Below are 23,146 nucleotides of genomic sequence, written 5' to 3'. Positions count from 1 at the left end.
GAGCTTCTGGATAATGGAAAAAGGATAATAGGGAGTGTTTTTTATTACGATAGCAGCATTAAATGGTTTTATTGGGTTATACAATCTTTTTATGGGGTTCATACAAGACTCAATGGGGCAAATTAGCTTTAGTTCTTATGTTTCAATTGTTTCTTTCGCAGCTGTGGCATTAATCTTGATTTTTGTGGTCGTGCCAATTGTAAACAAAATAAGCGAGTTAAAGAAAGAGATCCAAATTAGAGAATAGTGCAATTGCTAAAATACACCATTACTAAAAAGACCGCAAAATCTTAATGGTTTTTTATGAAATATCATCATTAAAAAGGAGGAAAACCAAGTGTTTTCCTCCTGATGCTTTGTTAGAACGCACCCGATCCACCACCGCCGCCACCTACACCACTGCCGCCGCCTCCGATAGAACTGCCTGAACCTCCTGTTGAGATTTGAGTCGTATCATTGGCGGAGTGAAAGGACGATGACGCAATTGAGCCAAAATAGACCATTGATGCCATATTAACGGGGTAATTATCATAAAATGCATCTTGGACAGGTAACTCAAATGATTCTGTTAACTTCGTGCTTTTATTCATAAACTTTTTATCTTTTATGCCTATCGCAAAAATGTAGACCCGCATTTTTTCATCTTCATTGAGGGATGACCATTCATCCAATTGCACTTCTTTTAACCGTTTTTTTATCATTCCCCATTCTTCAGTTACGGTAAGGCCCAACCAGGTTTTGGGGTAATAGGTTAAAGCGTATAAAATTGTGGTGATAAACAATACTAGAGCTGCCGCAAACCAGCCAAACAAATCATTGGCAGGAAATAAATATAAAAACGGACTTAATATCAAACTAGATAAGCCCACGATCCAGCGGTATCCTTTTTTATTTTCATATAATTCATGATGCTTTAATTCGTCTTTTACAGCCTGAAGCCACTTTGTTTGACTAGCTTGATATTTTTGATGATTTTTCTTTATTTTTGTAAAGGATGCTAAATCATCAAAGCTAAATTTCCCATCTCTTCCAATTTCCTTGAATAAAAACTCAATAAGCATTTCTTCATGCTTTAATAATGGTTTGCGAATGTCGTTTAAGCTAAAGTTCTTCTCATCAATTTGGATAACTGCGCGTTTTCTCACTAAGTCCATCATTGCAGCAGCCATTGTCTCTGCAGGATAATACGCGCCGTTGGTATATACAATTGTCGCTGGGAGGCTCATCGTTTGCTTTGGGATAAACGGCGCTGACTGTTCCGCCTCACGCCTTACTGCAGTACGATTAACCCGTGCACGCAACCATGTCATTAACATAATAAAACATATAATAAGCGCAAATGAGGGAACAACTACCATCGCAACCTTCGAGTAAAAGTCTTTCTTTTCAATAGCTGAAGCAACATCGTCATATAGAGTTTTTTTATCATTTACAATTTCATTTTTCATCGATTTATTTGCAGCAATGGTAGCTGATGGAAAGAGCTTTGCATCATAGGCGACTCTAATATCACCATTTTCACCACTTGGTACCTCGCCGAGATGAAACTGGACAGTTCCATTTTTGTTTATTTTTTCAGTATCAAAGGCTTCATCATAGCCAAATGCTATAACTCCACTCGTTTCTTCGGGTGGGTAAATGGTTATAATATAATTTTCATACGTGGATTCATTGTTTTCATCAAAGAAAGGCCAATAAAATTCAGCCACATCAGAATATACATCGACTCCATTTTGAATGGTGTAAGTGAGTACGATTGTAATAGTTTCGTCTTCACCTTTTCGGTAAATTTTATATAATCCATCCTCGCGTTCGACCTTTAACGATTTCCCATTTTCTTTGGCTTTCAATGAAGATATTTTCGTGCCTTCTTTTGAGATGATTTCCCTAGTAATGCCATTAAATTCACCATCAAAGCTGTAGGTAAAGGTTTCTTCAACATGAACATTTCTATCTTCTAAAAGGTATGCATCGATCTTACCCTTATCGATTGAAAACTCAACCGCTAAACCTTTGTTTGGAACTACAAAAAATACCACAATCATCCCTAATAGTAGAATAATAGATTTTATTCCATACTGTTTCATCAACATCACCTACCTATGATTTGTATTACGATTTACAGAAGAAAAAGGTTTCATTAGATGTTTTGCACACTTTCATGTTACATGAATTTTATAGAAAATGAAAACAGGTGAGTTAGATCTACTCACCTGCTTTGGACTACAATGCGAAAAGAGTACTATTGAATATTCGATACTTGGTTAATAGACGGCATTCGTAAAAGCCGTTTTAACCTATAGGTATTTAGCTTAAATAAATACATTAATCTAAAACCTATGTGTCTTAAGTCGTTGAATAAGACAAACAGAATATTCAAGCGAATCCCTCCACATTGAAGTATAGTGTTAATGAATAACACTAGGTATAGTATTGATTTATTTTGAAAATTTAATCCCTATTTTTAGAAAACTAAGCCTCAGAAAAGAATTGGAAAAAATGAATGAATATATTAGAATAGACAAGTATGAAATGGGGGAATGTTAAGATGTCGAATTTACCAAATTGTCCAAAATGTAATTCTGAATATACATACGAGGATGGAAGCTTGTTGGTATGCCCGGAATGTGCTTATGAATGGAATCCGGCTGATGCAGTAGAAGGCAATGAAGATGTGAAAGTGATTAAGGACTCAAACGGAAACATCCTTCAAGATGGGGATACTGTTACAGTCATTAAAGACCTTAAAGTAAAGGGTAGTTCTACACCATTAAAGCAAGGAACGAAAGTGAAGAACATTCGTTTAGTGGACGGCGATCATAATATTGATTGTAAAATCGATGGTTTTGGGGCAATGAGCCTAAAATCGGAATTTGTAAAGAAAATTTAAGAAGTTTTATCCCAAAATAACAAAAGCGCCTCAATATGGAGTGCGCTTTTGTTTATGTATACTGTTTTAAGTGTTATATATATGAGTTAGACCTCCTGTCACGAATCAACCTTTTTAAAGCATATGTTATTAGCAGATTGAGCATAGACAGGAGGGAAAAGGATGTATTCATATTATCCATACATGTCCACATACCAAAATTATCACAGCTTCCTGGAACAAGCAGCTCCGTTCTGGGGTGATTCATTTTATCGTTTTACCGAAGAAGACGTTAATTGGTATCGACAACGACCCATAAGAGGTCAAGCAACGTGGACAGATGGAGGCAGAATTACAAAGTGTGGTATTCCATGGTCAAAAAACCGCTATTTAACCGCAGCTGTTGGTGCTAATTCGCCATATCGCTGTGGACAGTCACTGAAAATCAGAAACCTTTCCGTACCAGGGGGGAGAGAAATTATTGTCACCGTTGTTGACCAAGTAGCTGGTTATCCTGCCAATCGAATCAGTCTCCACCGTCGAGCATTTGAGGCACTGGGTGCACATCCTAGCTTAGGTGTGATGAATATAGAAATCATACCATCACCTGAACTTGAACAGGAGAGATGGGGAAAGTATTTATTAGAAGTCACCCAGACAGCATATCCAGGCTATAACATTATTGATTACCGATTTGTTGGAAAACAACAGCAATCACCGCAGCAAATAAGAGAAACATATGAGTTTATTTTACAAGCACCACGAGAAAAAATTCGAGTACGCGGTAATGTCGTTTACAATCCAAGCACCAATCGCGTCATATCATTTAACTTAGTAGAGACCTAACATAAAAAAATCAGTCCCGATAATATTAAGGACTGATTTTTTTAGTTAATCGTTTCCATCTGACTATTTAGCGAACAAACCTTGTTTCGTCCAGTGTTTTTCGCCAAATACAAGGCTTTGTCAGATTCATTTATTAATTCATTTAATGCCATTGGCTCACTAAAACTGGAGGTCGAAGCAACACCAATACTGATTTTTGCGAAAATAGTTTGCTCTTCAAATGTAATGGGCAATTTTTCAATCATAACCCGCAAATCCTCCGCAATCTTAAGGGCGTTCTGAAGATTGGTATTCGGAAGGAGAATGAGGAATTCCTCACCACCGAATCGACCGATTATATCAGATTGACGAAGACGCTCCTTACATTTCTGGATTATTTCTTTGATAACCTGATCTCCGGCTAGATGGCCGAACTGATCATTAATATACTTGAAAAAATCAATATCCAACATTAAAAATGAGAGTGGGTTTCCAGAGCGGTAGGTGCGATATAATTCTTTTTCTGCTTCTTCGATCAGTTTTTTACGATTAAACACATTACTCAATCCATCGAAAGACGCCATTTCCTCAAGTTTTTCTAATATAATTGTTTGCTCGGTTATATTCTGAAAAATGAAGATTTTTCCATCTGGTTGATTCTTTTTGTACATGAGCGTAACAGTAAAACCGAGATACATTTTTTGATTATTTCTGGTTAACTCAATTGTAAATTGTTGCGAATTTTGATTAGTAAGCAAAGGACCTTCTGGGTACATTTCAATACTTTTACCAAAACTTTTATTGCTTAACCAAGGGAATACTAAAGTCCCTGCTTTATTAAAATCAATGATTCTGTTTCGCTGATCAATAACGATAAAACCTTCTCTAATATTATCAAAAACACGTTCACGGGCAATTTGTTCAAGATTTAAAAATTCATATTGAAAGATAGCAATAAAAAAGCAAAGGGCAAATATGGCAAAGCCAAAGGTGGTAATATCGTAGGGGATTGCAACGATGTCAAATAAGTATAGTACATAGGCAATCCCCGGACTTGAGGAGCCGAGGTACATCCAAAATGCTTGTGATTTAATATGAAAAGAGACTTCTATCCATTTTTTTAAAAAAAGCAAATGACTTAGCAAAATAGCTAAAAAGGTAAAGGGAATGAATATGTAGAACCAAGGACCACGCACAAGCGTCGTAGTAGTATTGCCTTTGTAATGATGGATGACAAGGTCAGAAAAATACAAATGATGATATTGATTTGTTAACACAATGAAAAAGGTGATGACAGGAATGGTGAAAATGATCAGTTTTTTGAGTATTGAAAGTGGTTTAGGGTAAAACTCAAATGCAATGAGGATTGACAGAGCTGGGATAAATGCGAGACCTGATAACTCTACGATGATTGCAAACTCAACCTCTTGATAAGTTTCTGCTTGTAATTCAAAACCATATCCAATCGTGAATATCGCAATTAATAGACAAGATAATGCAAACAAGTCGGCCATTCTGTTTTTATATTTATAAAGTGAATACAAAAATAAAATGATAAAAAAAATTCCTATGAGAAATTCAATAATTGGCATTTGAATCACTCCGGTCATTTTAAAAACTTCTGTAAGATCATTAATAACTCTATTATAAAATAACAACCGATTTAAGAAAACGATATTGGATACCTTTTATATCTGATACCGTTTTTTTTATTTTTTGCAATACACATAAAATATAGTTGACAGGTAGGAATTATTGGTATTAAAATTTGAATTAATCAAAAAACTTATTTGCTAAAAATGGAAGGCTGATCGGACAACTGAAGGAGTTCAACATATATTTTTTATATAGAAAACTGTAAACTAAAATGCTTACGGCTAAAAGTCGACTGAATTAGTCAACTTTAGAGAGGGGTAACATGTATGAAGATATCCAGTAGAGGTGAATATGCACTTAGAGCACTTATCGTCTTAGGACAGCATCAGGGAAATTTGATGACGATTGAAGAAATCGCCAAGAAAACTCTGGTGACGGTCAATTACCTTGAAAAAATCCTTCTCCAATTAAAAAAATTAAATTACGTTACCAGTAAGAGAGGGGTAAGTGGGGGATATCTTCTTCAACAAAAACCAAGTGAAATTAACATAGGCGAGGTTGTTCGCCAGCTTGAAGGCCCATTATCACCAATGGGGTGTGCTTCGATCACGAAATATGAACCGTGTGAGCTTGAGCAAGGCTGCTTATTAAAACCGCTTTGGTCACTAGTTAGAGATACGATCGCCTTTGTACTAGAACGGACTACTCTTGAAGATTTACTTGAAAATCGGGTTAGCTTACTGAAAGGAGAGGATTTTGTTGTCTTCAAAAAATAAAAAAATTGATCAAGAGGTCATTGATAAAATTGTGAGTTTTTTAGAAAATATTGAGTTCGGAACGATCCAGATTACAGTTCACGATTCACAGGTTACCCAAATTGAAAAGGGTGAAAAATACCGCTTCAGTGTCAAAAAAAGTAATCAACAAATAAATGAAGTACCAAATAACTAAATTCGCAATTATCTTTGAGATTATTAATTATTATTAATCATTCTTATCTAGCTGATTGGTCATCCAAAAGCTCCTGTATGTACATTGCATGCAGGAGCTTTTTGATTATAACAATATATAAAAAATTCGCTGAAACTGGAGGAACGGAAATGAGTGATAATTTAGGGGGGATAGGATGAACAAAATTTCACCAGAACAAATCACGATATCGGAGCTTGATGATAATGATAAAGAGGCTGTACGACAATTATTAATTGAAAGTTATCGGCAGTATGAACCAGAATATTCTAGCCCACAAATATGGGAAGAGTATTTAGCAGATATGATAGCGTCTGTTAATAGTCGAGATGTAGATAAGATTTTCGTTGCGAAAAATCACCATCATATTTTGGGGACATTACAGCTTTTTCGCAATTCAGAAAAAGCCTATGGTATGCCTGAACTAGGAATCTCTGCACCCATCATTAGATTATTAGGGGTTCATCCAAAGGCTAGGGGTTTCGGCGTTGCTCAAAAGTTATTGAAAGCAAGTATTGAGTATGCCAAAGACCAGGGGGCAGTGAGTATATACCTACACTCAAGCGATAAAATGTCCAAGGCAATTTCATTGTATAAATGGTTTGGCTTCATCCGAGACCAATCAAAGGATTTTAATAAACATGACATATATGTGAAGTGTCTAAGGTTAGATTTATAGGCATTTATTCAATAAATCTTTTTTGCCAAATGTTAAACCAAGTATTCTTATTTGATAGATAAATTATAAAGATAGGGGATTTGAACATGAAAAAATTAAAATGGATTTCAATTGCCGTGCTTTTTCTAATGACATTCATGCTGGGGGCTTGCGGTAAGGATGAAAAAGCTTCCACAACACCAAATGACGATAAGCAGGTTACCTTAAAAATAAGTGCGTCCTCAACACCACATGCAGAAATTTTAGAACATATCGCCCCGGATCTTGAAAAAGAAGGTGTAAAACTAGATATTGTGATTACCCAAGATGGCATTCAGACAAACCAACAAACGGCAGATAAAGAATTGGACGCTAACTTCTTCCAACATACTCCATATTTGGAGCAGGTGAATAAGGACAGTGGCTTAAATTTAGTAAAAGTAGTGGGTGTTCATATTGAACCTTTTGGAGTCTATTCAAAAAAAATCAATTCGATTGAGAAATTATCAACGGGTACTAAAGTAGCACTTCCAAAAGATCCTGTTAACTTTTCACGTGGCTTATTATTATTTGCGGACAACGGTTTAATTAAGCTTGATTCTGCTAAGAAAGGCAATTTCACATTAGCGGACATTACCGAAAATAAGAAAAAAATTGAATTTATCCCAGTTGATGGTCCTGTATTAGTTCGTTCTTTAGACGATGTTGAGGCTTCTGCGATTAATACAAATTATGCATTAGAGGGTGGCTTCAAACCATTAAAAGATGCATTGATTATCGAAGGCAGCAACTCACCATATGTAAATATCCTCGTCGCACGTCCTGATAACAAAGATGATGAAGCGATTCAAAAGCTGGCTAAGGCGTTGACATCTGAAAAAGTGAAAAAGTTCATTGATGAAAAATATGAAGGTGCGGTCGTACCTGCATTTTAAAAACGGGAAAATAAGGAGGGGCAGCTTTGATTGAATTCCGTCATGTTTCAAAGGTGTTTGATACAGGAGAGAAGAAAATTGAAGCGTTATCAGATATCAATCTAAAGATTAACAAAGGTGATATTTTCGGCGTGATTGGGATTAGTGGTGCTGGAAAAAGCACTCTCATCAGGACAGTGAATCGTTTAGAAAGCCCAACATCAGGTGAGGTAATCATCGAAGGGAAGAACTTAGAAGATTTGACAGAGAAGAAATTGCGAGATGCCAAGAAAAAAATTGGGATGATATTTCAGCATTTTAATTTATTAAACTCGAAAACTGTTTTTGAAAATGTAGCAATGCCACTGGTCTTAAGTAGAAAAATGAAATGGAAAATAGAAGATCGAGTCTATAAACTACTCGAATTTGTCGGGTTAAGGGATAAAGCAAATGATTATCCACATCAACTGTCAGGTGGACAAAAGCAACGGGTGGGGATTGCAAGAGCACTTGCAACTAATCCTTCCATACTATTATGCGATGAAGCAACTTCTGCATTAGACCCACAAACAACAAAATCTATACTAAATCTCTTAAAGCGGATTAATGAAGAATACAACATTACGATTCTCATGATTACACACGAGATGGAAGTTGTGAAAGAAATCTGCAATCGTGTAGCCGTTATGGATGCAGGGGGTGTGGTAGAAACCGGTAGTGTCTTTGATGTATTTGCCAATCCGCAAACAAACACAGCGCGAAATTTTGTTCAATCAGTAATCGATGAAGTAATTCCAGAAAGCGTATTTGAACTATTAAAGGCATGTGGTAGTAAAAGTAGAATCGTTAAATTTGATTTTCTCGGTTCAAATTCTGGTCAATCAATTGTTTCAAAAATAGCAAAACTGTTCAACGTTGACCTTAATGTATTATTTGGGAATATTTCCGAACTTCAAGGGATACCGTTTGGTCATTTAATTATCGAGCTAACTGGTGATGAGGCAGAAATGGAGAGAGCACTTTATTTCATTGAAACTCAAAATGTGATTGTGACGGAGGTGACAAAGGATGGAAGTGAGCGCAGACCTCATCTTGAATGCCTTGTGGGAAACGCTATACATGGTTAGTATTTCGCTGTTCTTCGGAGGTCTTCTCGGTTTATTCTTAGGCATTTTGCTTGTTGTAACACGGAAGGGACATGTGCTGGAGAATAAATGGATCTTTTCGTTTGTAAATCCAATTGTCAATGTTTTTCGGTCAATTCCATTTATTATTTTACTAGTGGCGATTATTCCGTTTACGAGGCTGATCGTTGGTACATCAATCGGAACCACGGCAGCAATCGTTCCACTTGTGCTTTATATAGGACCTTATATTTCTAGACTAGTGGAAAACTCTTTGCTAGAGGTTGACGAAGGCATCATCGAGGCAGCTAAGGCGATGGGGGCGACTCCGCTTCAGATTATGACTAAATTTTTAATCCCCGAAGCCTTTGCCTCGTTAGTTCTTAGTATTACAACTGCGACGATCGGTTTAGTCGGTGCTACGGCAATGGCCGGGGCTATCGGTGGTGGCGGGCTTGGTGATGTAGCAATTTCTTATGGATATCAGCGATTTAGCACGATTACGATTTTAGTAACAGTAGTAATCCTCGTGTTAATCGTCCAAGGAGTCCAAACCATCGGCAACCTGCTCGAGCGAAAATTCAGACGGGTAAACTAGCCAAATTTTTATAAAAAATCTGCCTAAAAGGGTAGAAAAAGTTAAGCGATATTTTCAATTCTGGGGGAAAAGGAAATGAGCAAACAAAGACAAATTAAACTTGCGGCATACTTAATCGGAACAGGAATGCACATTGCCTCATGGCGTCATCCTGATGCACAACCAAATGCAAGCATTGATGTAAAGCAATTTCAAAAGCTAGCCCAAATTGCTGAAAAAGGAAAATTTGACTTAGCATTCATTGCAGATACCCTGGCAATTAATCATGAATCACATCCGCAAATACTAAATCGTTTTGACCCAACTGTTTTAATCACAGCTATCGCTGCGGCGACTGAAAAAATTGGGATAGGCGCTACTGCCTCAACGACATATAGTGAGCCTTATCATCTCGCACGTCAATTTGCATCTGTTGATCATATCAGTAATGGTCGCGCTGCTTGGAATCTAGTGACAACCTCTGATGCAACAGGAGAGACAGCCTTGAATTTTAGTCGCGATACACATTGGGACCATGATGAGCGCTATAAACGAGCCGAGGAATTTGTGGACGTAGTGAAAGGTCTATGGGATTCGTGGGAAGATGATGCTTTTTTATACAACAAGCAAACTGGTGAATTTTATGATAAAAATAAAGTCCATGAACTTAATTATAAAGGGAAATATTTTTCGGTAAAAGGTCCTTTGAACATTGCCCGCTCTAAGCAAGGCCAGCCGGTGATTGTTCAAGCAGGAGCATCGGAACCCGGGCAGCGACTTGCTGCTCGAGTTGCTGAAGTTGTCTTTGTTCATTGGGACAATATTGCGGAGGCAAAACAATTTTACAAAAAGCTTAAATCACAACTTAGTGATTTTGGCCGAAGCGAAGCTGAATTACACATTCTCCATGGTATTTCACCAATCGTTGGAGAAACCGAAGAAATTGTCTTGCAAAAATATCAAGAATTACAGAAGTTAATCGACCCCTACGAAAGTCTTAAATTTGTTTCAGGATATATGGGGAACGTTGATTTTTCAAAATATGATTTAGATACCCCAGCAAAAGGAGTGGAGTTTCCAGTCGTTAACTCAATCCAAAGTCATTTTTATGAAATGAAAAAAATCATTGATTCAGAGGATCTTAAAGTGGGAGATCTATATAATCGCTTCTTTGGGCCAGGACGACGGGACGCATTTGTTGGAACACCAACGCAAGTTGCGGATGAAATCGAAAGATGGTTTACAGAAAAAGCTGCCGATGGATTTATGCTTCAGTTTCCCCTTTATCCGAATGATTTAGAGAATTTTGTTGAATTAGTTGTCCCAATTTTACAAGAACGTGGATTATTCCGGCTTGATTATGAAGGCGAAACGCTTCGTGATTATCTCAGCTTAAAGAAACCTGAAAATATCTATTCACACGCAAAAGTAGTTTCGAAGCAAAAATAAAGAAGGGAGGAACACCAATGTCATTTGTGCGCCAAGATTTATTTATTCGAAATCAACGGGAAGCAGAGCTTGTAGCATATGCAGAGCGATTAGCGAATGAAATTGCAAAGACAGCTGTTTACTATGATGAAACAGGTAATTTTCCGTTTGAGCAGTTTGAGTTCCTAAAAGAAGAAGGTTATTTTAAACTGACTGTTCCGAAAGAATATGGTGGAGATGAGATATCTTTATATGAAATGCTATTGGTACAAGAACGATTGGCTAGGGGTGATAGCTCAATAGCCTTTTCAGCAGGCTGGACCCTATTAACTTTTATGAATGTTCGTGAGACTAGAGGGTGGCCTGAGCATATCCTAGAAAAGCTATCCCGAGCAGCTGTTGAAAATGGAGAGCCTATTAATGTTATCAATACGGAACGAAATGCCGGTAATATTGCACGAGGTGGTCGTCCAGGAACCATTGCACGAAAAACAGCTGGTGGATATATTATCAGTGGACGAAAGGCGTACGCTTCACTTGCGCCAATTTTGAATCATTTTACCATTATGGCGTATTTAGAAGATGAAAATGTCAATGCCGAATTCCTGATAACAAAAAATGAGAGGGTCAAGATGGTAGAGACTTGGAATACGCTTGGTATGCGGGCTACTGGCAGCCATGATATTGTCTTAGATCAAGTTTTTGTTCCAGAGGATGATTTATTGGCAAGGCATGAACCGAACAAGCCAAACCGATTTATCGCAGACGGTAGAGTGTATTCCTTAGAGGTTCCGGCGGTATATATAGGGATCGCTGGCGCGGCGAGAGATTATGTGCTTCATTTTGCGAAATCAACCTACTCCCATAGTCTTGGAGACTATATTTCAGCAGCGGCACATGTTAAACAAAAAATAGCTGAAATTGAGGTCCTTTATCAAACCTCACGTAATTTTCTGTACTCGATCGCTAGCCGAATTGAAAATAATCCAGAACTTAAAGCTCAGCTTGGTAATGAAGTCAAAATTGCCAAATATGTTATTTGCAACAACACGGTTGAAATCATTGCAAAAGCCATGAAAATAGTTGGAGGCAAAAGTCTTTCGAAAGGGAACATTCTTGAGCGTCTATTTCGAGATGCTCAGTGTGCTGCGTTTAACCCTCCTCAAGATGATATGGTTCTTGAACAGCTGGCTGAATCGTTATTGAAGGTAGAAACAGAAATAACCGCACCCTCGTAATAAAGGTCTTGCAAAGTAGACAATGGTAATGATGAAATCTGATTTGAAAAAATATACAGAAAAGTCTTGATTATTTGCAAGATGCATTATATGATATAAAAAACAGATAAAGCATATAAAGTTAGTCGGAATTAAAAAGAATCGATTTTAATGACAACTAAAAACCAGCTGCCTTTAAAAGTCGACTGATTTAGTCCACTTTAGAAGATATAGAGGAGAGGATTATCATGGGACAAAAAACGAGAATTGATCAGGAAGTAATCGAAAAATTAATTAGCTTTTTAGAAACAATTGAATTTGGAACCGTGCAAATTACCGTTCATGATTCACAGGTAACCCAAATTGAGAAAGGTGAAAAATACCGTTTCGCCCTAAAAAAAGCGGTAAGCAAGTAAGTAACGATTATTTTTTATTTATAAATCATACTAATCCTATTAAATAACTATAAATTAATATATTCTGGGAGGAATTAACATGACAAATGAAAGAGTACAAAGATTAGAAACAGTAGCGATTCACGGAGGACAACAACCTGATGCAGCAACAAATTCTCGCGCAGTACCAATTTATCAAACATCTTCATTCGTGTTTAACGATAGTGATCATGCAGCGAACCTTTTCAATTTAAGTGAAGCGGGAAATGTCTACAGTCGGATCATGAACCCTACATCAGATGTTTTTGAACAGAGGGTTGCTCAGTTAGAAGGTGGAATTGGTGCCCTTGCCGTATCATCTGGGCAAGCAGCAACTACCTTTGCCATTGTCAATATTGCCTCTTCAGGAGATGAAATCGTATCGTCAAGCAGCTTATACGGAGGTACCTACAATTTATTTTCAGCTACCCTAGCGAAATTTGGAATTAAAGTTCACTTCGTAGATCCAGAGGATCCTGAAAATTTCCGTAAAGCAATTACGCCTAAGACGAAGGCTATTTACGCAGAGTCCGTTGGAAATCCTAAAGGTGATGTCCTAGATATTCAAGCTGTTGCTGATATTGCCCATGAAAATGGTATTCCGCTTATTATTGATAATACTGTTCCAAGCCCGTATTTATTACGTCCGATCGAATTCGGAGCTGACGTTGTTGTACACTCTGCTACCAAATTTATTGGAGGTCATGGAACAACCATTGGTGGTGTTATTGTTGACAGTGGTAAATTCGATTGGAAAAAAAGTGGGAAATTCCCTGGCTTAACTGAACCAGATCCAACCTATCACGGTCTTGTTTATACAGAGGCAGTTGGTGAAGCCGCATATATTACAAAGGCTCGTGTTCAATTACTAAGGGATCTTGGTGCAACATTATCACCATTTAATTCATTCTTGCTGCTTCAAGGTTTAGAGACCTTACATTTACGACTTGAACGTCATAGTGAAAATGCCTTAAAAACCGCGCAGTTTTTAGAGCAGCATGAAGCCGTTGAATGGGTAAGCTATCCTGGTTTACCAAGCCATCCTTCATATTCTAAAGCACAAAAATATTTACCAAAAGGTAAGGGGGCTATTTTAACCTTTGGAGTAAAAGGCGGGCAAGCGGCAGCTAGAAAGGTGATCGATTCGATTCAATTATTCTCGCATTTAGCCAATATCGGGGATTCAAAATCACTTATTATTCATCCAGCTAGCACAACTCACCAACAACTTTCTGAAGCAGAACAAAAATCAGCTGGTGTAACGCCAGAATTAATTCGCTTATCAATTGGAACAGAGGCAATTGATGATATTCTAGAAGATTTGGATTTCGCGCTTAAAGCGAGTCAACGTGCAACAGTTAATGCAAAAGTAAACCAGTAGATTTGAGGTATTCAGCGTATTAAATCATACTTGACAAATAGGAATGGTATGATGTGATTTACTTACCAATCATAACTAGATTGTGCTGACTAGAACACTAGAGGCCCTCTGTTTTAAGATGAATGAATCTTAAAGGGAGGGCCTTTTTTGTTCAAAATCTCAGATTACTACTCAGAAAAGAGTTATGAAGGAGTGACGAGTATGGGAGAAATTTTTCGAAATGCATTGGAAAGTAGACGAAAAAAATTAATAGATAAACTAATTGCCTTTAATGTGTTTAAAAAGGAAGATAAGCATTTGTTTGAACTTACGCTTACTGAATTGGAGCGGGAATATCGTCGGTTTTATTCAAATGTTCATCCTCATGGCGAATTTGGCTCGATTCAATTTAATAGCCAAAAATCAAACCAGTAGGCATCAATGGAGGTGTGATCATGGGAACAAAAAACATGAAACTAACAAACAAAACCCAAACCAAAGCTGGTGATTTTCAATCATGCAAATATTTAAATTTGCCAGACTTGCAGTTTTTCAACTGGTGCAATCAATTGTATGGGATTAATCGGGGTGTTTATAATACGATTGACCAATGGCTGTTTGAATTTGGCATTATTTCTATCTATAATCGGAGAATTAATTTGCTGGCATTTCTGGATGAAATTCAAGCAGACAGCATAGAGAAAAACAATCATAAATTTATCCGATTTGGCCCAGGTGGGTTAACGAGTAGATTAAACGAATTTGTAAGTCAAATAGGAGATACTGGAAAAGTTATCCCGCTAAAAAAACGAAGATAATATTTTTTGATTTAAATAATACAATTAAGGTCGGAATAGTAGAGATAAAAACAATCCTAGCATACGGAGGAGGAGAAACGTTATGAAGTCTTTGTTAATTATTGGTGGCGATCATCTCGGTAAAATCACACAAAAGCTTGAAGGGGAAGGCTTTAAAGAAGTTATCCATATCAATGGTCGAAAGACCCAAATGGTCCGAAAGGGTATTCCTAGTCACGTTGATTTAATCTTAGTGTTAACGGACTTTATCAATCACAATCTATCTGGTGCTATTAAACGAAAAGCCCAAGAAAAAGGAATTCCGATTCGATTCTCTAAGCGGTCTTGGAGCGCAATTTATGAGGAAATACAAAATATTACGGCATAATATTGGGACTGAAAAACGGCTCAGTCCCTTGTGCTAATCTTGTTTTGTTTTCATCAGTAAATCTAATAGCCTAACGCGCCATTGCTCAGCAAGCTCAGGAACGTCTAAGATTTTTTGAATCGATGTTTGCTTAGGTTTGTTCTCGTGAAAATAAAGCTGATGAATCTCGGCAACTGTTATTGCGCTAGAATGAGATGTAAGTTTTGTGATTGTGGATGTGGCTGTTATTCTACCTTCTTTTATCACTCGAAAAAAATAACCAGTAAAACCTGTTTCGATGATTTTTTTTAATAAAAATGGATTATCGTTACGTTTATTGATCGTTGCGCATGGAAATCGCCCCTGTGTAACTTGAAGAAGCGCATCACCGATTTGAAAGATGTCACCAATACAAACTTGATCTTCTTTCATATTAGTAGCAGTTAAGTTTTCGCCAAATGCAGAGGGTGTTAGCAGTTCGCCAAATTCCTTTTCCCAGTATGCATAATGTTCAAATGGATAAAAACATATCACACGATCTTCGCCACCATGAAAGTCATGATTCGCTACATCATCGCCAGCAATGTTCAGCTTTCCAACATGAAGCTCAGTGACAACGTCCTTCCAAATTCCTGAGAGATATTCCTCGTTATGATGAATCTTTGTCTTTGGCAGACCTTTTGACAAATAAATAATTTTTTTCACTGCCACTTTGACACCTCCCCCTTCTAACCATATATTTTACTATAATATTTGCGAATAATCTTATGTTTTCAGAACCTTTACACTCAATTTTCGATATGCTATATTGAAAAGGAAATCTACCTATGATGGGAAGTATGTTTTATGTTAGGTGTCGTTCTTAACTAATCCAATCAATTGGATAATGTCATTCCTGCCAGATTTTGTTCAAATGTTGTTCGAACAAAGTCTTGTTTAAGCATGGTTACGGAATGAAGTTAAGAACAATGGTCAAAACATGCATACTATCCTTAACCGATTGTAGCTGTGTACCTTTGTGTAAACGGCTTTTTATTTTGGTTAAAAATAGTGCAACATGTAGATTTTTTCTGCATGGGTTATTTTAGGCCGCGTTGACATTGTTCAACGTGGCCTTTTTATTTAGGAGGAGATAATAATGAATCAGCATACATTTAATGTTTTAGAGTTTAACAAAATCAAAGAAAATATTGCGAGTTATGCCCTAACACCTGCAGGTAAGGAGACAGTGCTAAATTTAATGCCGTCTACAAACCTTAAACAAATCCAAGCCTTGCTAGATGAACTTTCAGAAGCGGTGCAGATTATGAAAATTTCCATGAGTGTTCCCGTCCATGGGTTGGAGGGGATGGAGCTACTACTTAAAGGGATCAATAAAGGTGTCGCACTAAGACCGGAGCAATTAGTAAAATTAGCGGATTTCTTGGATTGCTGCGGGAAAATGCGGCGGTTTATGAAGGATAAACAATGGGTGGCACCACGGGTTTCCAGTTATATTTTTTCCACTGAAGAGTTACCAAGGCTTGAGGAGGAAATTGTTCGCTGCATTCGCAACAGCAGAGTCGATGATTATGCCAGTAAAGATCTATTAAAAATAAGAAAACAAATCTCCATTCAGGAGGACCGATTAAAGGAAAAGCTGCAACAGATGGTCCGATCTGGAAAATTAAAGTCATATCTACAGGAACATGTCGTAAGTCAACGAGATGGAAGATATGTATTGCCAGTGAAAAAAGAATATCGCAATAAACTGAAAGGAACTGTATTGGATTCGTCTGCATCAGGTTCAACACTATTCATTGAGCCGGAAGAAATCGCAACGTATCAAGAACAGTTAGCTTGGATAAAAGCTGAGGAGGAGGCTGAGGTTCAGAAAATTTTGTTCTATCTCACTGGATTGGTCGAAGAAAATGAACAGTCGATTCGCTTGGCTGTGGAAACGATGATTCATTATGATGTTATATTTGCCAAAGCCAAATATACCTTGGCAATTGACGGAAAGAAGCCAAGCGTAAATGAGTCCCATTACTTCAATTTGAAAAATGCCCGACATCCTTTGCTTGGATCATATGCTGTTCCGATTACGTTTGAGTTAGGTAAACAGGAAAACGCACTTGTGATAACAGGCCCAAATACAGGGGGAAAGACGGTTACGATAAAAACAGTGGGACTGTTGACGTTGATGGCGCAAACAGGACTACATCTACCCGTCGATGAGGGTAGTGAGGTCTCTATGTTCCATCATATCCTTGTCGATATTGGCGACGGTCAAAGCATTACGGAAAATCTAAGCACGTTTAGTTCAAGGATTGTCAATATTATCGAAATTTTAAAAAATACAAATGATCGTACGCTTGTCTTGTTAGATGAACTTGGGTCAGGAACAGATCCAGGAGAAGGCATGGGCTTAGCGACAGCAATTCTTGAGCAATTGTATTTGAAAGGTGCTACGTTACTTGCAACTACACATTATAGTGAAATCAAAGAGTTTGCTGATCACCATGAGGGCTTTATTAATGGGGCAATGGAATTTGACATTGAAACATTGCGCCCAACTTATAGGTTGAATATTGGCAAGGGCGGTGAAAGTCAGGCATTTGCGATTGCTTTAAAGCTCGGGATTCATCCAAAACTAATCGAACGCGCTCACGAAATTACGTATAAGGAAAAGAAATCCTATCAGGATGATAATTCCAGTTTAGATTTGGCTGCAAAACGTGATAGAGAGAAACAAATGATTGTCAATAAGCACCAGCAAAGAGTGAAGAAACAAGCAACCGCTCCACATAAGGCGACGATTTTTCAACAAGGTGATAATGTGTTGATTTCACCAACAAATGAGTACGGGATTGTCTATAAGGGTCCGGATGAACAGGGGAACTATATTGTTCAAGTTAAAGGAGAAAAAGCGAGTTATAATCACAAACGCCTCACCTTGCACATTTCAGCAAGCGAATTATATCCTGATGATTACGATTTTGACATCATTTTTGATACGGTGGAAAATAGAAAGAAGAAGCATCTTTTATCTCGAAAACATGAAGATGGAGTAAGCATTTATCATGAGGAATAATCTGTAATTTCCTTATCCAATTTTACTGGAAACTTATTTACTCCACACCAATTGACTAAATTTTCAGAATTATATATGATTCAGATAGTATTTATAAATAGTTGTATTTAACAAAGGTCAGGAGGAGAAAGATGACAATCAATTTTTTACAAAAAAAAGAATCGTTCCGATTTCATGATAGCAAAGGTAATGCGATAGAACGTACAACTATAATTCGTTTTGATCCACTTACAGGAGAATCATCACGACTCGTACCAGATAGTGGATTAAAGTTGACACCACCAGATTATACAGAGTTGGGTCAGCAGACAAGTGGGGCAAAATGTCCGTTTTGTTCAGAAAATTTGTTGAAAATGACACCCGTTTTTCCAAATGAAATCGCTGAAGAAGGGCGGATTTTACAAGGAAAAGCGACGTTATTTCCAAATTTATTCCCTTATAGTAAGCATAATGGTGTAATTATTTTTTCAGAACAGCATTATGTCCGCCTGGAGGAATTTACAGCCTCCATGATTCAGGATGGATTTATTGCAGCACAGCGCTATATTACTAAGGTACAAGCATATGATCATGAAGCTCGCTATGCTTCAATTAATTGGAACTACCTTCCGCATTCTGGAGGAAGCATTCTCCACCCGCATATCCAAGTTCTCATTTCCGATTCGCCAACAAATCAACAAGCATTATTGGAGGACAAATTGGCTGCATATGATGAAACACAAGATTACTATACATCTTTACTAGAAACGGAAAAAGCGGTTGGTGAGCGTTGGATTGGCGAGAAGGGAAATGTGGCATGGTTGCATGCATTTGCTCCGAAAGGTCATAATGATTTTATGGCCATATTCAGAGGGGAAACGTCTATTCAGGCGATTACTGAGATTGATTGGCTTGATTTTGCAGAGGGTTTAAAGCGGATTTTTAGTGCCTTAAATGAACAGGGATTTGCGAGTTTTAACATGTCGTTAAATCTATCATTTGATTCAGAGAATACAAACTCAGTTACAGCACGTCTGATTCCGCGTTTCTCGTTTGGCGGTTTAGATACTAGTGATGCCAACTTTTTTCATACTTTACACGGGGAACCGTTGAGTTACAAGGTGCCGGAAGAAGTTGCTACAATCGCGAGGAAGTATTTTTAGCTCATGAGTTCAAAATCAGGGGAAAATACTTGAGAAATGAACACATGAAGGGCTCATGAGTTCAAAATCAGGGAAAAATACTTGAGAAATGAACACATGAAGGGCTCATGAGTTCAAAATCAGGGAAAAATACTCGAGAAATGAACACATGAAGGGCTCATGAGTTCAAAATCAGGGAAAAATACTCGAGAAATGAACTCATGAAGGGCTCATGAGTTCAAAACCAGGGGAAAATACTCGAGAAATGAACACATGAAGGGCTCATGAGTTCAAAATCAGGGAAAAATACTTGAGAAATGAACTTATGAGTGGTTCATAAGCTCAAATCCTGAATAAAAAACCCGAGAAATGGACTCATGATAGTTCATTTCTCGTTATTTATCTCAATGTAACATTTGCTTTAAAGTTTCAACATGGGAGCGACTTGTATTAATGACATCTTCTGCTATTTGTCTGCTCTCCGGATCTAAATCCCCTTTCACCAACTCTTCAGAATATTGAACACCATATTGATTAAAGCCTTCAATTGCATCCTTAATAATATCATCGTTATTTTTAGACAATGTCATTTTATGCATAAAACTGTGGATTGAGCCAGATATACCTTCATCGTCCGCTGGTTCTCCACCAAGATTCTGGATTCGTTCGGCGATGATTTGCGCATTTAACTTGACGTCCTGCTGCATTGATTGAAAGCTTTTCTTTAACGACGGATCATCGACGGTCTGAATATAGTGTTCTAAAGAGCGAATACCCATAAATGACCCGCGTAGTAACGTATTTAACTCTTCAATTACAATTCCAATATCCATATTAGTAACCTCCCATTTTATTATTTTAGTTCAAGTCATGAATTATTCGAAAATGATTGAAAAGCTGACAGGAAAAAGCGAAAAACATTTTCTACAAGTGAATTTTTTTAAAAAATTAGCTTGTTTTTTTATGTTATCAGAATTATAGTTATAAATGATAACGATTCTCATTTTCAATTAAAATATTTAAAGGGAGAGATCATAATGACAAACGCAATCTTAGTATTCGCGAGCATGACTGGTAACACAGAAGAAATAGCACAATTAGTTGCCAAAGGTGTTCAAGAAGCAGGTGTAAATCTAACTATTCGCGAACTACCTGCTGGGGAACCACAGGAATTGGAACAATATGATGGGATTCTCCTAGGTTCATACACATATGGTGATGGGGATTTGGCAGATGAATTTATGGATTTCTATGATGATATGAACGGACTAAATCTGGAAGGTAAAATTGCTGCCGTTTTTGGTTCTGGCGATACTGCTTATGAACAATTTTGCCTGGCTGTTGATATTCTTTCGGAAAAATTGCAGGAGTGTGGGGCAACGATTGTTCAGGAAGGGTTGAAAATTGAATTGGCGCCAGAGGATGAGGAACTATGCATACAATTCGGGAAAAGCTTTGCTGAAAAACTTAAAGAGGTGAAGGCAATTTTTTAAAGCATTTTTAGCTTGGGCAATCCATAAAATGTTCAACAGGGATACTGTTTTATTTCTATACTAATTTGGAAAACATCCTAAACTGTTAAACTATGTTAAAGGAACGGAGAGGGGATACACGAATCCTCTGAGAATGGTTTGAATTTTGGAGAGGGAAGGAGTGTATGAATGGGAACATTTCTCGGGGCAACTTCCGTGACGAAATTAAATGATGGTGCTTATATTATTGCTGCTGATCATGAAGGTATCTTTGTGAAACAGAAGGATGAATGGGTCAAAACGCTAACTTTAACAAAAGAAAGAATTCTTGATTTAAAGGGCACGGACCAAATCGTCTATGGTGTCGGTGATGCTGGTCTGTTTATTATGAGCAAGAATGGTGGAGAAACATGGAGAATGAAGCGGTTTCACACGAATAGTTCAATGTGGAGTGTTTGCTGCAATAACGAAGGATTCGTCTTAACCCATTCTGAAAAATCACTTTTTCTATCACGAAATTTTGGGGAAACATGGCAAAGAATTGAACCGTTTACATTTTCAAAAAATCCTCCTGCAATCCGCTCTCTCTGCTTACACGAATATTACTTATTTATCGGAACAAAAATACACCCGACCAACGGAGGAATATGGAGGTTAAACTTAAAAACTGGTGAGATAAGGAAGATTAGAAAAGAAAAGGGCAGCATGATTGCTTCGATGGAAGTTAATGATGACACGCTACTAGCAGCATGCGGTTCGTGTCGTGGCAAGAATGGAAAAATCATCTTTTCCGAATTATCTCAGGTAATCGGTGCAGATTCACCTATTTGGAAGGTATGTATAAGTGAAAAAAGTGAAGCATGTTATTTAGATCTGTCATGGAGTGAAAACGTACTTTATACAACATCTGCAAAAAATAAACACGGGATTGGAACCATTTCTCGCGTATTTCTAAATGAGAAGAAGGTAGTCCCTTTCGGAGAGGTTAAAGGGCATGGCTGGCGCATTGTGAATAGAGAAGAAGAGTATGTCGTCGCGGGCTTGTATGAATCATACCATTATAAAAAATTTCTCCATTAGGGTAATGAAACAAGGGTACGGGCGCTAATTGTTGTCGGCGTCTGGAAGTTTTTTGATTAACAATGGCAAATCCTTTTAGAAAATTATGAAAAATAATCAATTCTTACTTGACCCATAGGATTAATTAAGTTACTATTCAATTAAGATATTTTTACCCATAAAGCTGACTGGATCACCAGAGGCTCTCGATTGCAAGGATTACCCTTGTATCGAGAGTTTTTTTGTTTCTTTTGCCTTATTTTTTACGATGAAAGGGAGATGTGTACGTATGGTAAATTTAGAAAGAGAAAAGCTTGATCATATTTTACAGCTTTTAAAAAGTATAGATTATGGCTCAATTTCAATAATTGTTCACGATGGCCAAGTTACAGGAATCGAAAGCACGAAGAAGAAGCGTTTTTCGGTGGAAAAGAAAAAAATCAAAACCAAACAATATTAAATCGAAAATATAAGCGAGATAAGTTTGTGTTTAAAGTTGAGTAAAATTATAGGAAAAGTAAATATTAATTTAATTTTTTAAGGAGAGATTTCGATGTCAAATATTGTAATTGTATCTGGTAGTCCAGCAAAAGTGTCAAGAGCTTCATCGCTAGCAAATTATATCGGTGGTTTACTAAATAATCATGGCCATCAAGTCGAGCACATCAAAGTACGTGATTTGCCAGCAGAAGATTTATTGCACGCCAAGTTTGATAGTCCAAAAATTGTTGAAGCTGTAAATTTGATCGTCAATGCAGATGCTGTTGTAGTTGTTAGTCCCGTCTATAAAGCCAGCTACACAGGCATTCTTAAAACATTTTTTGATTTGCTTCCGGAAAAATCATTGGCGAAAAAACCGATTTTGCCAATCTTTAATGGAGGAACTACAGCTCATTTACTTGCACTGGAATATGCGCTTAAACCATTATTCTCTGTTTTAGGCGCAACCGAAATCATTAATGGGGTATTTGTGGGTGATGCTCAAGTTTCATATTCTGAAGAGGGTGTGGTCTTTAACGACTCCGAACTTGAAAACAGATTAAGAAGTAATACAAATGACTTAGTTCAAGCAGTAATTAAACATTCAAACGCTATCGTAAGTGTAAAATAAACAAAAGCAGGGAGTCATAAATAACTGGCTCTCTGCTTTTTTAGGTTATGAACATTTTTTTAACTTAAGTTGCATAAACTCGCGCATTAATAAAGCGCCATCCAATATTTGTATCTAAAGTCGACATAAATGTATGGGAGAATTCTTTGCTTCTTTTCAGTAAAGTAAAGTATGT

The 23,146-nt window shown here is 37.3% G+C and carries 26 protein-coding genes; 22 read left to right on the top strand and 4 right to left on the bottom strand.

Annotated elements, in window-relative coordinates; all coding sequences use genetic code 11:
* Nucleotides 1-34: 34 nt before the first annotated feature.
* A complete protein-coding gene (locus HHO41_RS11900) occupies nucleotides 35-247 on the top strand; it encodes a hypothetical protein (protein ID WP_169098829.1) in 213 nt (70 codons plus the stop codon).
* A gap of 112 nt (nucleotides 248-359) precedes the next feature.
* Here HHO41_RS11900 and HHO41_RS11895 read toward each other — a convergent pair whose 3' ends face one another.
* Nucleotides 360-2,087, bottom strand: a complete 1,728-nt coding sequence (locus tag HHO41_RS11895; RefSeq protein ID WP_169098827.1) for a DUF2207 domain-containing protein — start codon at nucleotides 2,085-2,087, stop codon at nucleotides 360-362.
* Nucleotides 2,088-2,548: 461 nt separating this feature from the next.
* On the opposite strand from HHO41_RS11895, the gene HHO41_RS11890 reads away from it, so the two are divergent.
* Entirely contained in the window at nucleotides 2,549-2,890 is a 342-nt protein-coding gene (locus HHO41_RS11890; protein WP_169098825.1) for a zinc ribbon domain-containing protein YjdM, read from the top strand.
* Nucleotides 2,891-3,052: 162 nt separating this feature from the next.
* Complete coding sequence (locus HHO41_RS11885) at nucleotides 3,053-3,715, top strand: DUF3889 domain-containing protein (RefSeq protein WP_248278439.1); 663 nt, start codon at nucleotides 3,053-3,055, stop codon at nucleotides 3,713-3,715.
* Nucleotides 3,716-3,756: 41 nt separating this feature from the next.
* Here HHO41_RS11885 and HHO41_RS11880 read toward each other — a convergent pair whose 3' ends face one another.
* Nucleotides 3,757-5,286 (bottom strand): histidine kinase N-terminal 7TM domain-containing diguanylate cyclase, encoded by a 1,530-nt coding sequence (locus HHO41_RS11880; protein WP_169098823.1) that lies wholly within the window; start codon nucleotides 5,284-5,286, stop codon nucleotides 3,757-3,759.
* A 330-nt stretch (nucleotides 5,287-5,616) separates the two neighbouring features.
* Between HHO41_RS11880 and HHO41_RS11875 the strand changes: the two genes are divergently transcribed.
* The 13 genes from HHO41_RS11875 (at nucleotide 5,617) to HHO41_RS11815 (ending at nucleotide 15,156) form a co-directional block, all read left to right on the top strand.
* The gene (locus HHO41_RS11875) at nucleotides 5,617-6,066 is read left to right on the top strand and encodes an RrF2 family transcriptional regulator (RefSeq protein ID WP_169098821.1); all 450 of its coding nucleotides are present in this window, start codon (nucleotides 5,617-5,619) and stop codon (nucleotides 6,064-6,066) included.
* Nucleotides 6,050-6,241: a YezD family protein gene (locus HHO41_RS11870; protein WP_169098819.1), complete on the top strand. Its 192-nt coding sequence runs from the start codon at nucleotides 6,050-6,052 to the stop codon at nucleotides 6,239-6,241. Before HHO41_RS11875 ends, HHO41_RS11870 begins: the two co-directional genes overlap by 17 nt.
* 175 nt (nucleotides 6,242-6,416) lie before the next feature.
* Complete coding sequence (locus HHO41_RS11865; RefSeq protein ID WP_169098817.1) at nucleotides 6,417-6,938, top strand: GNAT family N-acetyltransferase; 522 nt, start codon at nucleotides 6,417-6,419, stop codon at nucleotides 6,936-6,938.
* A gap of 86 nt (nucleotides 6,939-7,024) precedes the next feature.
* A complete protein-coding gene (locus HHO41_RS11860) occupies nucleotides 7,025-7,852 on the top strand; it encodes a MetQ/NlpA family ABC transporter substrate-binding protein (RefSeq protein ID WP_169098815.1) in 828 nt (275 codons plus the stop codon).
* 26 nt (nucleotides 7,853-7,878) lie between these two features.
* Nucleotides 7,879-8,958, top strand: coding sequence for a methionine ABC transporter ATP-binding protein (locus HHO41_RS11855; RefSeq protein WP_169098813.1), 1,080 nt, complete (start codon nucleotides 7,879-7,881; stop codon nucleotides 8,956-8,958).
* A complete protein-coding gene (locus tag HHO41_RS11850) occupies nucleotides 8,900-9,553 on the top strand; it encodes a methionine ABC transporter permease (protein ID WP_169098811.1) in 654 nt (217 codons plus the stop codon). The genes HHO41_RS11855 and HHO41_RS11850 overlap by 59 nt, the downstream gene beginning before the upstream one ends.
* A 75-nt stretch (nucleotides 9,554-9,628) precedes the next feature.
* Entirely contained in the window at nucleotides 9,629-10,981 is a 1,353-nt protein-coding gene (locus HHO41_RS11845; RefSeq protein WP_169098809.1) for an LLM class flavin-dependent oxidoreductase, read from the top strand.
* Between the two features lie 17 nt (nucleotides 10,982-10,998).
* Nucleotides 10,999-12,198, top strand: a complete 1,200-nt coding sequence (locus HHO41_RS11840; RefSeq protein WP_169098807.1) for an acyl-CoA dehydrogenase family protein — start codon at nucleotides 10,999-11,001, stop codon at nucleotides 12,196-12,198.
* A 227-nt stretch (nucleotides 12,199-12,425) separates the two neighbouring features.
* On the top strand, nucleotides 12,426-12,593 hold the full coding sequence (locus HHO41_RS11835; RefSeq protein ID WP_169098805.1) for a YezD family protein: 168 nt from the start codon (nucleotides 12,426-12,428) through the stop codon (nucleotides 12,591-12,593).
* Nucleotides 12,594-12,672: 79 nt separating this feature from the next.
* The gene (locus tag HHO41_RS11830) at nucleotides 12,673-13,992 is read left to right on the top strand and encodes a homocysteine synthase (RefSeq protein ID WP_169098803.1); all 1,320 of its coding nucleotides are present in this window, start codon (nucleotides 12,673-12,675) and stop codon (nucleotides 13,990-13,992) included.
* 147 nt (nucleotides 13,993-14,139) lie between these two features.
* A complete protein-coding gene (locus HHO41_RS11825; RefSeq protein ID WP_348981265.1) occupies nucleotides 14,140-14,406 on the top strand; it encodes a Fur-regulated basic protein FbpA in 267 nt (88 codons plus the stop codon).
* 20 nt (nucleotides 14,407-14,426) lie between these two features.
* Entirely contained in the window at nucleotides 14,427-14,789 is a 363-nt protein-coding gene (locus tag HHO41_RS11820) for a hypothetical protein (protein ID WP_248278438.1), read from the top strand.
* An 82-nt stretch (nucleotides 14,790-14,871) separates the two neighbouring features.
* A complete protein-coding gene (locus HHO41_RS11815) occupies nucleotides 14,872-15,156 on the top strand; it encodes a DUF2325 domain-containing protein (protein ID WP_169098801.1) in 285 nt (94 codons plus the stop codon).
* 33 nt (nucleotides 15,157-15,189) lie between these two features.
* Here HHO41_RS11815 and HHO41_RS11810 read toward each other — a convergent pair whose 3' ends face one another.
* Nucleotides 15,190-15,846, bottom strand: a complete 657-nt coding sequence (locus HHO41_RS11810; RefSeq protein WP_169098799.1) for an MOSC domain-containing protein — start codon at nucleotides 15,844-15,846, stop codon at nucleotides 15,190-15,192.
* 427 nt (nucleotides 15,847-16,273) lie between these two features.
* On the opposite strand from HHO41_RS11810, the gene HHO41_RS11805 reads away from it, so the two are divergent.
* Both HHO41_RS11805 and HHO41_RS11800 read left to right on the top strand, forming a co-directional pair.
* Nucleotides 16,274-18,208: an endonuclease MutS2 gene (locus HHO41_RS11805; protein ID WP_169098797.1), complete on the top strand. Its 1,935-nt coding sequence runs from the start codon at nucleotides 16,274-16,276 to the stop codon at nucleotides 18,206-18,208.
* Between the two features lie 131 nt (nucleotides 18,209-18,339).
* Nucleotides 18,340-19,350, top strand: a complete 1,011-nt coding sequence (locus HHO41_RS11800) for a hypothetical protein (protein ID WP_169098795.1) — start codon at nucleotides 18,340-18,342, stop codon at nucleotides 19,348-19,350.
* Between the two features lie 383 nt (nucleotides 19,351-19,733).
* Here the strand turns inward: HHO41_RS11800 and HHO41_RS11795 are convergent, their stop codons facing one another.
* Nucleotides 19,734-20,162: a DUF2383 domain-containing protein gene (locus HHO41_RS11795; RefSeq protein WP_169098793.1), complete on the bottom strand. Its 429-nt coding sequence runs from the start codon at nucleotides 20,160-20,162 to the stop codon at nucleotides 19,734-19,736.
* Nucleotides 20,163-20,366: 204 nt separating this feature from the next.
* On the opposite strand from HHO41_RS11795, the gene HHO41_RS11790 reads away from it, so the two are divergent.
* The 4 genes from HHO41_RS11790 to ssuE all read left to right on the top strand — a co-directional run bounded on the left by HHO41_RS11790 (nucleotide 20,367) and on the right by ssuE (nucleotide 22,971).
* Nucleotides 20,367-20,822 carry a flavodoxin gene (locus HHO41_RS11790; RefSeq protein ID WP_169098791.1) on the top strand — a complete coding sequence of 152 codons (456 nt, stop codon included), beginning with the start codon at nucleotides 20,367-20,369 and terminating at the stop codon, nucleotides 20,820-20,822.
* Between the two features lie 168 nt (nucleotides 20,823-20,990).
* Nucleotides 20,991-21,881: a WD40/YVTN/BNR-like repeat-containing protein gene (locus HHO41_RS11785; protein WP_169098789.1), complete on the top strand. Its 891-nt coding sequence runs from the start codon at nucleotides 20,991-20,993 to the stop codon at nucleotides 21,879-21,881.
* Between the two features lie 268 nt (nucleotides 21,882-22,149).
* Nucleotides 22,150-22,320, top strand: a complete 171-nt coding sequence (locus HHO41_RS11780; RefSeq protein WP_169098787.1) for a YezD family protein — start codon at nucleotides 22,150-22,152, stop codon at nucleotides 22,318-22,320.
* A 93-nt stretch (nucleotides 22,321-22,413) separates the two neighbouring features.
* The gene (gene ssuE, locus HHO41_RS11775; protein WP_169098785.1) at nucleotides 22,414-22,971 is read left to right on the top strand and encodes an NADPH-dependent FMN reductase; all 558 of its coding nucleotides are present in this window, start codon (nucleotides 22,414-22,416) and stop codon (nucleotides 22,969-22,971) included.
* Nucleotides 22,972-23,146: the final 175 nt, after the last annotated feature.

The organism is Bacillus sp. DNRA2 (assembly GCF_012843265.1).
In the GTDB taxonomy this organism is placed as follows: domain Bacteria; phylum Bacillota; class Bacilli; order Bacillales; family Cytobacillaceae; genus Bacillus_BU.
The sequence above is the reverse complement of the archived record's forward strand: the minus strand, read 5'-3'. Positions and strand labels throughout refer to the sequence as shown.